This is a genomic window from Moraxella lacunata (assembly GCF_900453205.1).
Lineage (GTDB): Bacteria > Pseudomonadota > Gammaproteobacteria > Pseudomonadales > Moraxellaceae > Moraxella > Moraxella lacunata_B.
Window position 1 is genome coordinate 1,017,726 of record NZ_UGQU01000001.1, and the last position, 13,542, is coordinate 1,031,267.

At 44.6% G+C, this 13,542-nt stretch carries 15 protein-coding genes and 2 pseudogenes; 12 read left to right on the forward strand and 5 right to left on the reverse strand.

Annotated elements, in window-relative coordinates; genetic code table 11:
- Positions 1-18 precede the first annotated feature (18 nt).
- Positions 19-2,892: pseudogene (locus tag DX073_RS04810) on the forward strand (DNA translocase FtsK); the annotation flags it as partial.
- Between the two features lie 195 nt (positions 2,893-3,087).
- On the opposite strand, the pseudogene DX073_RS15140 reads toward DX073_RS04810, so the two are convergent.
- Positions 3,088-3,222, reverse strand: a pseudogene (locus DX073_RS15140) (IS982 family transposase); the annotation flags it as partial.
- Between the two features lie 441 nt (positions 3,223-3,663).
- On the opposite strand from DX073_RS15140, the gene lgt reads away from it, so the two are divergent.
- The 7 genes from lgt (at position 3,664) to DX073_RS04850 (ending at position 7,672) form a co-directional block, all read left to right on the forward strand.
- Complete coding sequence (gene lgt, locus DX073_RS04820; RefSeq protein WP_115006018.1) at positions 3,664-4,539, forward strand: prolipoprotein diacylglyceryl transferase; 876 nt, start codon at positions 3,664-3,666, stop codon at positions 4,537-4,539.
- Positions 4,540-4,573: 34 nt separating this feature from the next.
- The gene (locus DX073_RS04825) at positions 4,574-5,077 is read left to right on the forward strand and encodes a hypothetical protein (RefSeq protein ID WP_115006020.1); all 504 of its coding nucleotides are present in this window, start codon (positions 4,574-4,576) and stop codon (positions 5,075-5,077) included.
- Positions 5,074-5,574, forward strand: a complete 501-nt coding sequence (locus tag DX073_RS04830; protein WP_115006022.1) for a hypothetical protein — start codon at positions 5,074-5,076, stop codon at positions 5,572-5,574. The genes DX073_RS04825 and DX073_RS04830 overlap by 4 nt, the downstream gene beginning before the upstream one ends.
- Positions 5,571-6,413, forward strand: a complete 843-nt coding sequence (locus DX073_RS04835) for a thymidylate synthase (RefSeq protein WP_115006024.1) — start codon at positions 5,571-5,573, stop codon at positions 6,411-6,413. Before DX073_RS04830 ends, DX073_RS04835 begins: the two co-directional genes overlap by 4 nt.
- Positions 6,410-6,853 (forward strand): hypothetical protein, encoded by a 444-nt coding sequence (locus tag DX073_RS04840; RefSeq protein ID WP_115006026.1) that lies wholly within the window; start codon positions 6,410-6,412, stop codon positions 6,851-6,853. The genes DX073_RS04835 and DX073_RS04840 overlap by 4 nt, the downstream gene beginning before the upstream one ends.
- A 21-nt stretch (positions 6,854-6,874) precedes the next feature.
- Entirely contained in the window at positions 6,875-7,420 is a 546-nt protein-coding gene (locus tag DX073_RS04845) for a dihydrofolate reductase (RefSeq protein ID WP_115006029.1), read from the forward strand.
- 63 nt (positions 7,421-7,483) lie between these two features.
- On the forward strand, positions 7,484-7,672 hold the full coding sequence (locus DX073_RS04850) for a hypothetical protein (RefSeq protein WP_029102342.1): 189 nt from the start codon (positions 7,484-7,486) through the stop codon (positions 7,670-7,672).
- A 39-nt stretch (positions 7,673-7,711) separates the two neighbouring features.
- Here the strand turns inward: DX073_RS04850 and DX073_RS04855 are convergent, their stop codons facing one another.
- The 4 genes from DX073_RS04855 to DX073_RS04870 form a co-directional block, all read right to left on the reverse strand.
- The gene (locus DX073_RS04855) at positions 7,712-7,873 is read right to left on the reverse strand and encodes a hypothetical protein (RefSeq protein WP_309473751.1); all 162 of its coding nucleotides are present in this window, start codon (positions 7,871-7,873) and stop codon (positions 7,712-7,714) included.
- A 100-nt stretch (positions 7,874-7,973) separates the two neighbouring features.
- Positions 7,974-8,558 carry a cytochrome c maturation protein CcmE gene (ccmE, locus tag DX073_RS04860; RefSeq protein ID WP_115006031.1) on the reverse strand — a complete coding sequence of 195 codons (585 nt, stop codon included), beginning with the start codon at positions 8,556-8,558 and terminating at the stop codon, positions 7,974-7,976.
- A 3-nt stretch (positions 8,559-8,561) separates the two neighbouring features.
- Positions 8,562-8,768, reverse strand: a complete 207-nt coding sequence (gene ccmD, locus DX073_RS04865) for a heme exporter protein CcmD (protein WP_115006033.1) — start codon at positions 8,766-8,768, stop codon at positions 8,562-8,564.
- 21 nt (positions 8,769-8,789) lie between these two features.
- Positions 8,790-9,590 carry a heme ABC transporter permease gene (locus tag DX073_RS04870; RefSeq protein WP_115006035.1) on the reverse strand — a complete coding sequence of 267 codons (801 nt, stop codon included), beginning with the start codon at positions 9,588-9,590 and terminating at the stop codon, positions 8,790-8,792.
- Positions 9,591-9,906: 316 nt separating this feature from the next.
- Between DX073_RS04870 and DX073_RS04875 the strand changes: the two genes are divergently transcribed.
- The 4 genes from DX073_RS04875 (at position 9,907) to DX073_RS04890 (ending at position 13,451) form a co-directional block, all read left to right on the forward strand.
- Positions 9,907-10,677 carry an ABC transporter ATP-binding protein gene (locus DX073_RS04875; protein ID WP_115006037.1) on the forward strand — a complete coding sequence of 257 codons (771 nt, stop codon included), beginning with the start codon at positions 9,907-9,909 and terminating at the stop codon, positions 10,675-10,677.
- Positions 10,678-10,733: 56 nt separating this feature from the next.
- Complete coding sequence (locus DX073_RS04880; RefSeq protein ID WP_115006040.1) at positions 10,734-11,630, forward strand: transporter substrate-binding domain-containing protein; 897 nt, start codon at positions 10,734-10,736, stop codon at positions 11,628-11,630.
- Between the two features lie 33 nt (positions 11,631-11,663).
- A complete protein-coding gene (locus DX073_RS04885) occupies positions 11,664-12,569 on the forward strand; it encodes a transporter substrate-binding domain-containing protein (RefSeq protein ID WP_115006042.1) in 906 nt (301 codons plus the stop codon).
- Positions 12,570-12,653: 84 nt separating this feature from the next.
- On the forward strand, positions 12,654-13,451 hold the full coding sequence (locus tag DX073_RS04890; RefSeq protein WP_115006044.1) for a transporter substrate-binding domain-containing protein: 798 nt from the start codon (positions 12,654-12,656) through the stop codon (positions 13,449-13,451).
- Positions 13,452-13,542 lie beyond the last annotated feature (91 nt).

The following is a 13,542-nucleotide window of genomic DNA, read 5'->3' on the forward strand; positions in this document are numbered from 1 at the left end:
CTGTTTTTTAGCGTGTTTGGCACGGTGATGCTTGGGTTTTTGTTTTTATCATTATTATCCTATAATACCTTAGACCCTGCATGGTCGCATGTTGGTGGCAGACAGGAGATTACCAATGTCGGCGGTCGCCTTGGGGCTTGGGTTGCTGACATTTTGCACGTGTTTTTTGGGTATGGGTCATGGTGGCTAGTGCTGGTCATGATGTATGAAGTGGCACTTTTATGGTGGCGACAGTCGCAGGTCATGTGGCAGCTTCGGGTGCTTGCGTATGGTTTTTTGTTGGTGTGCCTTAGTGGGCTGTTGGCAGGATGGGGGACAGCAGGCGAGCATGACACAGGACTTATCACTGGTGGTGTCATGGGGGCTGGATTATATCAGGCATTGGTGCAGCAGTTTGGCAATGTGGCGACAGCGATATTTTTGCTGATTATAACGGGTGTTGTCACGGTGTTGGCATTCGAAGTGCGTCCAGTGGCATTTTTTGGCTGGTTCATGGGTTGGCTTGATGGCGATAAAAAAGCCAAACCTGCCGAATCGGTCAAGCCAAATCAAGAAGACGCCAAGCTGTTTGAAGTGGTCAAGGATGACACACCAATCGTGTCATCTGTTCATCACAATAGTGAAGACCTATCAGAGTTTTTGCAGACATCAGGACTGCGTGATGAGATACTGGCAAATACTCAGCAGGGCAAACAAGACGGAGAGTTACAAGCGGGTCGTGTGGAGATTCATGCTGATGAAGTGGTATTAAAAGTAGATAATTTGACACTGGACGCCAATCAGCTGCATGCTCGGCAGGCAGATGGGATTCATCATGAGAGTGAGAACAAGCCGTTAGAGTTCATGAATGATGATGAGCTGATTGAGGTTTTAAATCATGATTCTGATGATATCGTTGAGTTGACGCCCAAAACTAAGGTAAAAATTGTCAGTACGAATGATATTGATGAGCAAGCAAATATCAATGACAATCAAACTGTTGATACAAAGATAGGGGTTGAGATAAATGTTGATGACGAGGTGGATTTTGTCTACCAAAACAACCGAACCAATCAAACCACTAACATCAGTCGTGATAATGTCTTTGACGATGAGTGGGTGAGACTGTCAAAGGATTTACTAAATCAAGAAATACAAGAACAGGATTTGCAGATTGATACACAAGAGAGATTAAATGAGGACATGCAAATAAATTCATCAGGTAAAGCTGATGTTAAAAACGATGTGACAACAGATGGAATGACAGGGATATTGGACGAAGAGCTGACCCAGCCACCTTTACATCCCGATAATTTTATCCCAAAAAGACCCTTGCCCGTAGAAGATACGCCCAAGCAAGCACATTTTAAAGATATAGAGGCGGATGTACCAAACCCACAGCGGTCACGAGCCATGGACACACTCACCCATCGCATGAGCCTATCGCCTATTCCTGAGCTCTCTATCCTAGATAAGCCTGATGCCAACAAACAGCCGAGCTACACTGAGCGAGAGATAGAAAAGTTATCTGAACTGTTAGAGATTAAGCTAAAAGAGTTTAACATCAAAGCAACTGTAGTCAGTGCCATGGTCGGGCCTGTGGTGACTCGCTTTGAGGTGGAGCTGGCGGCAGGGATTAAGGCGAGCCGAGTAACGGGAGCGGCACAGGATTTGGCACGGTCGCTTTCTATGGCGAGCCTGCGTGTGGTCGAAGTCATACCAGGCAAGCCTTATATCGGTATTGAAGTACCCAACAAAAAGCGAGAGATGGTGCGACTCATCGAACTGCTGGATACGCCTGATTATAAAAACCCTGATAAGCAAATCGGTGTCGCCATCGGTAAAGACATTGGCGGCAAGGTGGTCATCGCTGACCTTGCCAAAGCCCCGCATATGCTGGTGGCAGGTACGACAGGCTCAGGTAAGTCAGTTTTTGTGAACTCTATCTTACTGTCCATGCTCTTTAAGTACACCCCTGATGAGCTCAAACTGGTGCTGATTGACCCTAAACAGCTAGAACTTGCCAACTATGGCGACATACCACACTTGCTCACGCCTGTGATTACGGACATGACTGAGGCGACCGCTGCTCTGACATGGTGCGTGAACGAGATGGAGCGACGCTATCAGCTCATGAGCTTACTGCGTGTGCGTAAAATTTCAGAATTTAACAAAAAAGTGCTACAAGCTGAGACGTCAGGCGAGCCGATATTTGACCCACTGTGGCGAGCGGACGAAAATGTCAGCATCAAGACCGCCCCCAAACTCAAGCCTTTGCCACTCATCGTTATCGTGGCGGATGAATTTGCGGATATGATTATGCAGTTAGGTAAAACTGCCGAAGAGCCGATTGTTCGCCTTGCCCAAAAGGCTCGTGCCGCTGGCATTCATCTGGTGCTTGCCACTCAGCGTCCAACGGTGAATGTCGTCACAGGTCTGATTAAGGCAAATATCCCCTCTCGTGTCGCCCTACGAGTGAACTCAAAGGTGGACAGTCGTACCATCATCGAAGAAGGTGGGGCGGAGAGTATGCTTGGTAACGGTGACATGATGTTCATCGGGCCGGGCGAGAACACCCCACGCCGTGTGCATGGGGCGTATGTGGATGATGATGAGGTTAACCGTGTCTGCGATGCGTGGCGTGAGCGTGGTAGTCCTGATTATATTGACCTGTCAAATAGTTACACTTTTGAAGGCGAAGGGTCAGGGGATGGACTGGGTAAGGGCGGTGATGATGAATATTATCATCAGGCGGTGACCTTTGTCATGGAAAGCCGTAAAGTCTCCATATCCAGCATTCAGCGTAAACTGGGCATTGGTTACAACCGTGCCGCCCGTATCGTGGATATGATGGAAGAGGCAGGATTGGTCAGTCCGATGGATAATGCTGGTAAACGGCAGATTTTGATGTGATAAGATGACAACCTGCCTTGATTATAAAAAAGAGTCTAAACATAGGCTCTTTTAATAGCACTTATAGCAGTTCTCGCCTATCGCAAAGCACAAGGCAGCTGACACCAGTCCCATTCCAGAAATGACAAGAGATAACCCAATAAGAGTTATCGCAACATCAGCACAATAGGGATTTTGGTATTATATACCCTACTCTCAATTTAAAATCACCTCAAACCTAAGTGGTGGATTGCTAAGCTGTTTGTTAATTTGCACACAAAGACTGTGAGCCAAGGGTTTTCTAATCACACGATTAGACAGGTACCATAAATCTCTTGCTTTGGTGGTTTTAAGTTAAGAGTGGGGTTATTCGATGTCATCAAATCATATCAACCACAACCAAAATATGCTACAATAATAACCTAAACTGCAAGACAAACCACCGTTATTTACAGGATAGGCAAAATACTGCAAATGAACATCAAAAACACAGGGTTGCTCCCTTACCCCTGATCAAAGGACAGAGCATTATAGACAGACAAGAATATCTGTTTGTTGCGATACTGCCTGATAAAACAGGATTTACTGACAGCGAACACCGCAAGCAAGAGCTAAACCGTTTTGTCAATTTCTATAGCACCATTAAGCCACATTCATCTTTAGCCAAGAAAGATGACATTACAGGAAAAACTTTGACCTTTACTTCTTGTGGGTGGTTAGAGTTTTATTTTAAACAAAATGTAAATAACGGGCGAAGTTTTTACATATCACCAATTTAGCTGACGATTTTTTATGGCAATCACACACCCCCAATTTGACCCTGTCGCCCTTGATTTGGGCTTTCTCCAAGTGCATTGGTATGGACTTATGTACTTACTTGCCTTTTTGTCCGCTTATTTGCTCGCGACTTTTTGGGGCAAAAAACGGGGCGATTTTACAGGCGAGATGGTCTCAGATTTGATATTTTTTGGGGCGATGGGCGTGATTTTGGGGGGTCGCATTGGCTATGTGATTTTGTATAATTTTGGTGAATTTTTAGCCAATCCCGCCTACCTATTTAAAGTCTGGGAAGGGGGCATGAGCTTTCATGGTGGCTTTATGGGTGTGCTGGTGGCGATGTGGTTTTTTGGACGCAAATATAAAAAACACGCCTTCACCGTGCTGGATTTTATCGCCCCTTGCGTGCCGTTAGGCTTGCTGTTTGGGCGGATTGGTAACTTTATTAACGGCGAGCTGTGGGGGCGGGTGTCACATGGTGATTATGCTCATCTCATGTACTTTCCCCAAGCGGTTCATGCCGACCACGAGCTTATCCATGCCGACCCGAGCTTACATGAGATTGCCGTGCAAATGGGCGAATACTACCTACTGCCACGCCACCCAAGTCAGCTTTATCAAGCCTTTACAGAGGGCGTACTGCTATTTATCCTCTTATGGTGGTTTAGTAGCAAGCCACGCCCACGCTATGCCGTGTCTGCTCTGTTTTTGCTCGGTTATGGGTGCAGTCGTTTTACCACCGAGTTTTTCCGCCAGCCTGATGTGGGCTATGAACTCATCTTTGGTTGGATGAGCAAAGGGCAACTGTATAGCCTGCCGATGATTATCGCAGGGGTGATTTTGATGGCTCTTGCCTATAAAAAACCGATTTATGACTGGCAAAAAGCCTAAATAAAGCACGGTTACAACAATGTGAAAAAATCAAATGGATACATTTAATTTTGACGGCAAAACTTTTGAATTTCCCATTGCCGTCTATACCACGCCCTATTCGGACACAGTCCTAGTACTAACCGCCATACTCATAAACCTTATCGGCTTTGGTGTGGCGGTGGGGTTTGCCATAATTACTCAAAACGCATGGACATTGGCGATATATGCCGTATTTGCACTATTGATAACGTCGGCACTATTATCCGCAAAAAAGCCTGCCATGATATTACATGCCGACAAGGTGGTCATAACAAAACCCACGCCACGCCATATCGCTTGGCAGGACTTGCATTTTTTGGAACAGACAATAACAAACCAAAACGGCAAGCAGTCTTTATTGTATTTTTATACCCTTGATAACAATGATAAAGATAAGGAAAAACTGCTTATTTATCTTAATCCAAAAAATGCGTATTTTGGCAATCAAAAACATCATTTTGACCAACAAAAAACCTTAGCATTTTTTAATAAGATTAAATTGGGAAATATGACATGAATACATTTACCTTTGATGGCAAAACTTTTGAATTTCCAATTGGGGTTTATGTTTATTTTGGGCGTATCGGTCTTATTTTTACTGTATTTTTTCCACTGATTTCTTTACAATTTTTTGCAATTACTGGTCTTATTGGCAAAAATATGTTTGGTACGATATTTGGCATTGTCATGTTTATCTTGTTTGCTGTCATGGCATTTTTATATCAAAAACCAAAACTGATATTATATCCTGACAAAATCGCTTTTGTAGAACACGGACTTATCAAACCCAGATATTTATCCTATGAAGCGTGTAAACTACACTTCCATGAAGTAAAGCATCATGGTTCAGGCAAATTGATATATACATTAGCGTTTATTTATCAAGATGAAACAGGCGATTGGCAACAATTTGCCAAAGTAAATGCCACTTATATTCGCCTAGATGAGCATTATTTTGATACCGAAACCACAGTGGCATTTTTTGAACACTTATTAAAAGAGAAAAACCCATGAAACAATATCTAGAACTCCTATCCCATATCCTAAACAATGGCGATGATAAAGGCGACCGTACAGGCACAGGCACTCGTAGCGTATTTGGTTATCAAATGCGGTTTAATTTGGCGGACGGCTTTCCCCTACTCACCACCAAAAAAGTGCATTTAAAATCCATCATTCACGAGCTTTTATGGTTTATTAAAGGCGATACCAATGTCAAATACTTGCAGGACAATGGCGTAACCATTTGGGACGAATGGGCAACAGCAGAGCAAACCGCCAGATTTGGACGAGTCGAGGGCGATTTGGGGGCGGTCTATGGTCATCAATGGCGTAATTTTGGGGCAAGCAAAAATGAGAATGGCGAGTATAATACAGACGGCTTTGACCAGCTTGCGTGGCTTGTAAACGAAATCAAAACCAATCCCAATTCTCGCCGTTTGATTGTCTCTGGCTGGAATCCGATTGAAGCAGGACAAGTTGCCTTACCGCCTTGCCATACTTTATTTCAATTTTTTGTGGTGAATAATAAACTCTCCTGCCAGCTTTATCAAAGAAGTGCCGATGTATTTTTGGGTGTGCCGTTTAATATTGCAAGCTATACCCTTTTAACGCATATGATTGCCCAAGTGTGTGATTTAGAAGTGGGCGAATTTATATGGACGGGGGGCGATACGCATTTGTATCATAATCATTTTGAGCAAGCAAAATTGCAATTAACTCGTGAGCCTTTGCCTTTATGTCAATTAGCATTAAATCCTGATGTTAAAGATTTATTTGAATTTAACTTTGATGATATAAAGATTGTGAATTATCAATCGCACGAACGGATTAAGGCAGATGTGGCGGTATGATAAAAATACCACGCATCAAATATCGCCCCGTTGCCATCATTGCCCTACTAATCTCAGCAGTTAGTTTGTTTTTTGTTACTGCTGAGAATTTATGTTTTGATTATTTTTCATCAGGACATATAATGAAAATTAGTGAAATTTACAGTTCTGGAAATGATGATGACATAGTATTCACCTTATTAGCACTTGTTGGGCTGTTATTTGTTGTGATATTTAGCTTTTGCAAAAATAAAATTATTTATGTTATTTTTGCCATGACTTACCTGCTTGTCAGCACCCTCATAAGCTGGTGGACAGAAAGCAACAGTTTTACCAATTTATTGTATACATCTATTTATCATTGTCAAAATAATTACTTACTTATTTTTGTGCTTGGACAGGTGTTATTTTGGTTACTAAGCATTTGTTTTATCAAAAATAGCAATGATGTTTATGAATAACTCAAAAGATGAGAGACTAAGATGAGCCTATCCAATCTAAAAAATCAGTTACTTCAAAAAAATATTCAAATCGTCCATGTGGTCGCCAAAGACCGCCAAAACTGTATCGGCAAGGAGAATAATTTGGCTTGGCATATCCCTGCCGATTTAAAGCATTTTAAAGAAATTACCACAGGGGGCGTGATTGTCATGGGACGAAAAACCTTCCAGTCGCTCGGTCGCCCCCTGCCCAATCGCACGCACCATGTCATTACACGAGATACGGCATGGACGGCGGACGGCGTGGCGGTCGCTCATGACTTGCTAACGGCTATCAATAACGCCAAGACAGATGCGGTGCGACTGGGCAAAGATAGGATTTTTATCATTGGTGGGGGCGAGATTTACCGCCAAAGCCTAAGCATGGCGGACATTTTGGAAATCACCGAAGTGGATTTGGACGTGCAAGGTGACACGCATTATCCTACCATTACAGACGATTTTTGTGAAGTGTGGCGGTCAGATAGGCAGACAGACGATAAGAGCGGAATTGGGTTTGAGTTTGTGCGGTATGAAAAATCGGCATGATTCTTGCATGGTTTTGCATGATTATTGATGGTTTTTATTTTTCCATTTTAACAAGGTATGTTTATGAAACATCTTAGCCTACTTGCCCTATTGGCATTCGCCCTAACTGGCTGTAACGCCATGACCGCCACTGCCGACAAAGCGATGAACAAACAAAGCTCATTTTCTCAAGAACCCAGCACTCGCTATCCAACTGTTGATGAACAAAAAGACAGCGAGCAAGCCGAGTTCGGTCAGCAGACATTTGAATAAACCTAAAAATCCCCAATTATGGGGATTTTTTATGCCATACTAGAACTTAACGGTGGCACTTAGGCTAAAATTACGCCCCATTTGTGGTACAAAGGGCAAAAATGAGTTATGGATATACACTTTTTCATCAAGCACGTTATTGGCTCGTAGGGATAAGGTATAGTCTAGGTTGCCCCAGTGGTTATGACAGCCTAGAGCCAATTGAAATATTATAACATTTTAAAATAATCATCATTTAACAAAAAAGAGTGTCCATGATAGACACTCTTTTTATTCTATGAAATAAAATGGCTTTTACACGCTACTGTGGTGCATGGCTCTCATTTTGGGTTGGGCTTTGAGTTTGGCTGTCGCTTTGGGCTTGGGCTTGATTTTGACTTTGCTCGGCTTGTCTTTGGTCAATCTCCGCCATACTCGTGGCAGGGATAAATTGCCCGTTATTGACGTCCGTTCCCCGTTCGGCGTGTTCGGCTTTTAGCGATTTGGCGACTTCGGGGGGCATATAGTTTTCATCATGCTTGGCAAGCACTTCACTGGCGACAAACGCCCCACCCTGCAACTCGCCTGTTGCCACCACCCCTGAATTTTCGGCAAACAAATCAGGCAATACCCCACGATAAGTAACAGGCACAACCGCCTTATAATCAGTTACTTCAAACTGGATATTTAACGGGTCGTTCGGGTCTCGCTTGACCGACCCTGCCACCACCATGCCCCCTGCACGGATACGCTTATTCTCAGGGGCTTTACCAGCAGTAATGGCAGTCGGGTCAAAATAATAATCAGTCTGCTGACGAATGGCGTACAAAATCAGTCCGACCGCCACCGCCACGCCCACCAGCATGGCGATGACCCACATAAGCTTTTTTTGGCGTGCGTTATTCATAACTTAACCCTTTGCCAGTGCTTGGCGTTGTTTGTTGGTGAGTTTTTTGGTCTGCATGGACAGCTTGGCAATGGTCTTGGTACGTTCGCTTTTGGCATACCAAATCATAAGTGCTATCGCCCCAAACACTAAGGCATAACACGTCCACACATAAGCCCCATGACCATTCATGTGGATAAAATCTGCTAAATTTTGAAAATACGGCGTCATTGCTTGCCCCTTTTGAGCTGGCTATTTTTTGGCATTTAGGTAGTTGGCTACCCATGCTTTGTTGTGTTCACGTTGTAAAATCAAGGAATTGGTGCGATAAATGGCAAGAGCTGCCACCATAAAATACATACCGAGCATCATGATAAGCAGTGGCACCCACATACTGGCGGACATTTTTGGGGCGTTGGTTACGGTAAACGTCGCCCCTTGATGTAGTGTATTCCACCATTCTACCGAGTATTTGATAATCGGCAGATTGACCGCCCCAACAATGGACAAAATCGCCGCCGCCTTGCCCCGATTTTGGCTATGCTCAAAAGCACTAAACAGTGCCATGACCCCTGCATACAAAAACGCCAAAATCAGCATTGATGTCAAACGTGCGTCCCACACCCAGTATGTCCCCCATGTCGGTTTCGCCCAAATCGAGCCTGTCACGAGACTTAGCACACAGCAGATAAAGCCAATCGGGGCGACCGCTTGAGCGACAATATTGGCAGTTTTGATTTTCCACACCAAAAAAATGACTCCAAGCACGCTCATGGCAAAATAAATGCTCATGGCAAGGCTGGCGGTTGGCACATGGATAAAAATAATACGATAACTGTTACCCTGCAAATAATCAGGCGGAGCGAACATGAGTCCCCATACCGTGCCAATACTCATGAGTACAAAGGCAATCAGGGCAAGCCACTTGACCCACGGCGAGAAAATCTTAAAAAATCGCTCCGTGCCAACGGTCGTCAAAAAACCCTGCCACAGACGATTAAAAAATCCTGAATTTTTGGCGGTTGGGAGATTGGCTTTTTGGGCGTTTGGCATGGCTCACCGTAACAATGTCAATGGCATTAAAATGGTAATGATTAAAATTGAGAATAGGACAATAAATGGCTAATTATAGCATATTTTTGGCGATTGTCAGTAATTGATAAACCACCAACAATGACCGACTTGGTAAAAAATCTGTCAAATTCGCTCATTTATAAAACAAATTTTTCTCATTTTGCCCTTTTTGCCTAATTATTTTGAAAAAAATTAAAAATTTTTGTCGATTTTGGTAAAAATGATTTGCCTTTTTTATCAGATTTGTTCAAAATATACGATTAACTTTTGATTTTAAAAAATAACCGAGAAATTCATGACTGACCGCCCCATTGCCCTTGATTTACAAGACATTCACAAAAATTATGGCTCGCTTGAAGTCTTAAAAGGCGTCTCTTTGACCGCTTATGACGGCGATGTCATCAGTATCTTAGGGTCATCAGGTTCGGGCAAATCTACCCTACTTCGCTGTATCAATTTATTAGAAAAGCCCAGTGCTGGCAAGATTTTTGTGGGTAATGAAGAGCTACAACTCACCCCCAAAAAAGGCGAGCTTACCGCCAAAAACCCCAAGCAACTTGAAAAACTTCGCTCTGAGATTGGCTTTGTGTTTCAATCATTTAACCTATGGCCACACAAGACCATTTTGGAGAATATCACCGAAGCCCCCATTCATGTACTGGGCGTGAGCAAGGCAGACGCCATTGCCGAAGGCGAACGCCTGCTTGCCAAAGTGGGACTACTGGACAAAAAAGGCGCCTACCCTGACAACCTATCAGGCGGTCAGCGTCAGCGTGTGGCAATCGCCCGCTCGCTTGCCATGAAACCCAAAGTTCTGCTGTTTGATGAACCCACGTCCGCCCTAGACCCAGAGCTTGTAAACGAAGTGCTGGCGGTCATGCGTGAGCTTGCCAGTGAAGGGCGTACCATGCTTATCGTTACCCATGAGATGCGATTTGCCAAAGAAGTCTCAACCAAAGTCGTCTTTTTACATCAAGGACGAATCGAAGAGATGGGTACGCCAACCGAAGTGTTTGAAAATCCCAAATCCGAGCGTGTCAAAGAATTTATGGCGTCTCATCAATAAAGTAAGCACCCAACCCTTTTACCGACTTTTTATCAACCCCGAACATAAGGATTGTTATGAACGCATTTACCAAATTCTCTCTAAGCCTACTCACAGCCAGCACCCTGGTTGCCTGTGGGGGTGACAAGCCTGCCGATACACCAAAGGCAGACACCACCGCCCCACAAGCAGGCGAAGGCAAAAGTCTGGTCATCGCCACCGAAGCCAACTACCCGCCCTTTAACAACATGACTGCCGATGGTAAAATTATCGGTTTTGATGTGGACGTCATCAATGCCGTCTGTGCCGAGATTAAAGCAAACTGCGACATCGTGGCACAGGATTGGGACGGCTTATTACCCGGTCTTTTGACCAACAAATACGATGCGGTCATCGCTGGTATGTCTATCACGCCCGAACGCCAAGCACAGGTTGATTTCTCTGAACCGTATTTTAGCAATACCATCGTATGGCTCTCCAAAACGGACGGCTCATTTGACCCCAATAACATCAAAAATCTGGTACTAGGCAGTCAGCGTTCTACCACAGGGGCAGACTACATCACCCAAAAATATGATGGCAAAGACGGCAACCGTGTTCAGCTTTATGACACCTACACCAACTCTTATCTTGACCTAAAAGCAGGGCGAAATCATGCGGTCATGGCAGAGAAAGTCTCGGCAATGGACTGGCTAAAACAAGGCAATGACGGCTTTGGACTGGTCGGAGATGAGATTGACAACAACGACAATCTAGGCATTGCCGTGCGTAAAGGCGACGCTCTAAAAGCGGACTTTGATAAAGCACTCGCCACCCTAAAAGCCAATGGCAGACTTGCCGAGCTAGAAAAACAGCACTTTGGCGATACTGCCAAGCTAACACCAAGCGAGACTGCCGAGCCAGCGGTTGTCGAACCTGCTGACACCGCCCAAGCAGAAGAGTCTGCTACTGCCGAGCCTGCAAAAAGCGAATAATTTAAAACCACCCACCAACCAAAAGGTTTTATCATGAAAATCAAATACTTAGCCATCGCCTTAACCGCCCTTGCCCTAACTGCCTGCGGAGGCGACAAACCTGCCGATACCACCGCAAACACCGCCACCACTGGCACCAATGACGGCAAAAAAGTACTGATTGCGACCGAATCGAGCTTTAAGCCATTTAGCTATTTGGACAATACAGGCAATCTGGTCGGTTTTGAGATTGACCTTGCCAATGCCCTATGCACCGAGATGAAAGCCGACTGCGACATCGTAGCACAGGACTGGGACAGTCTCATTCCAAGCCTACAAGCCAATAAATCGGACGCCATCATGGCAGGCATGTCTATCACGCCAGAACGCTTAGAAGTGGTGGATTTCTCTGATGCCTACTTTGATAACACGCTTATCCTAGTCGGCAAAAAAGGCGACAACATCACCATTAACGACCTAGCGGGCAAAACCGTGGGCGTACAGCAAGCCACCGTCTCGGGCGAATATCTTGCCAAACATCAGCCTAACGCCACCGTCAAGGCGTATGATAAGCAGGACAACGTCCATCTTGACCTAAGTGCAGGGCGTATTGATTATATGCTTGCCGACTTCGTGCCAGCGTCTGATTGGCTAAAAACCGATGCAGGGGCAAACTTTGAGATTAAGGGCGAGCCGATTGATATTAATGATAAAGTAGGTATTGCCGTGCGTAAAGATGATGCCCTAAAAGGCGAGTTTAACACCGCTTTGGCAAATCTAAAAGCCAGTGGTAAATATGACGAGCTTGTGACAAAATACTTTGCAATCACTGGGTCTGCCAGTATTCCTGACAACGCTCCTGCCCCTGCTGACACGCCTGCCCCTGCTGGCGATACCGAGCCTGTGAGCGAACCTGCGGACGCAAACGCAAGCGAGACTGCCGAGTCTACCAAGAAATAATCAACACACAACGCATAGGGCAAGCCCTGTGCGTTTTTGTTTTATCAATCAACTTACTTGACTGACATTTATTAAGGACAATTAATGAAACGTACTGCCTTAGTCGCACTCATTAGCACCCTACTGCTGACTGCCTGTGGGGGCGATAAACCCGCCGATAATACCACCACAACAAGCACCAATAACACCACCCAAACCCTGCGCATTGCCACCGAAGGGGCGTACGCACCCTTTAACTACACCAACAATGACGGCTCTCTAGCAGGATTTGATGTGGACATTGCCAATGTTCTATGTGCCAAAATGGCAGTCACTTGTGAGATTAACGCCCAAGATTGGGACGGTATCATTCCTGCTCTAAAAACGGGTAAATTTGACGCCATCGTCTCTGCCATGAGCGTTACCCCTGAACGCTCCGAACAGGTGAGTTTTAGCGAGCCATATTTTGTCAATACTTTGGTTTTTGTTGCCAAAAATGACAGCTCCTTTGACCCTGCCAATGCCGACAACATCAAATCCGCCAAAATCTCCGCCCAAGGCTCCACCATTTCTAGCCAATGGCTTACCCAAACTTACCCTGATGTCAAGCCGACCCTACATAGCACACTAGATAATGCCTTTATGGATTTGGGCAATAACCGCTCGGACGTGGTTATCAGTGATAAATTGCCTGCGATGACATGGCTAGGGAGCGAGCTTGGTAAGGATTTTGCGGTAAAAGGCGATGAGATTGACATTAATGACAACTTTGCCATCGCTGTTGATAAGGGTAATGATGAACTGCTTGCCAAATTCAACCAAGCCCTAGCCGACATCAAGGCAGACGGCACTTATGATAAAATCGTCATTGAGCATTTTGGCAAGAGTATGGTTAGTAAATAACTATTCTTTTTGAGTTATTTTAAAAACTTAACACAAATTTACAAAAATTTGGTAAAATAAGCGTTTTATTCTATTTTACCCCTTTGATAAG

Coding starts and splice junctions, on each gene's coding strand:
- lgt (WP_115006018.1), top strand. CDS start 3,664: ATGGCAATCACACACCCCCAATTTGACCCTGTCGCCCTTGATTTGGGC.
- DX073_RS04825 (WP_115006020.1), top strand. CDS start 4,574: ATGGATACATTTAATTTTGACGGCAAAACTTTTGAATTTCCCATTGCC.
- DX073_RS04830 (WP_115006022.1), top strand. CDS start 5,074: ATGAATACATTTACCTTTGATGGCAAAACTTTTGAATTTCCAATTGGG.
- DX073_RS04835 (WP_115006024.1), top strand. CDS start 5,571: ATGAAACAATATCTAGAACTCCTATCCCATATCCTAAACAATGGCGAT.
- DX073_RS04840 (WP_115006026.1), top strand. CDS start 6,410: ATGATAAAAATACCACGCATCAAATATCGCCCCGTTGCCATCATTGCC.
- DX073_RS04845 (WP_115006029.1), top strand. CDS start 6,875: ATGAGCCTATCCAATCTAAAAAATCAGTTACTTCAAAAAAATATTCAA.
- DX073_RS04850 (WP_029102342.1), top strand. CDS start 7,484: ATGAAACATCTTAGCCTACTTGCCCTATTGGCATTCGCCCTAACTGGC.
- ccmE (WP_115006031.1), bottom strand. CDS start 8,558: ATGAATAACGCACGCCAAAAAAAGCTTATGTGGGTCATCGCCATGCTG.
- ccmD (WP_115006033.1), bottom strand. CDS start 8,768: ATGACGCCGTATTTTCAAAATTTAGCAGATTTTATCCACATGAATGGT.
- DX073_RS04870 (WP_115006035.1), bottom strand. CDS start 9,590: ATGCCAAACGCCCAAAAAGCCAATCTCCCAACCGCCAAAAATTCAGGA.
- DX073_RS04875 (WP_115006037.1), top strand. CDS start 9,907: ATGACTGACCGCCCCATTGCCCTTGATTTACAAGACATTCACAAAAAT.
- DX073_RS04880 (WP_115006040.1), top strand. CDS start 10,734: ATGAACGCATTTACCAAATTCTCTCTAAGCCTACTCACAGCCAGCACC.
- DX073_RS04885 (WP_115006042.1), top strand. CDS start 11,664: ATGAAAATCAAATACTTAGCCATCGCCTTAACCGCCCTTGCCCTAACT.
- DX073_RS04890 (WP_115006044.1), top strand. CDS start 12,654: ATGAAACGTACTGCCTTAGTCGCACTCATTAGCACCCTACTGCTGACT.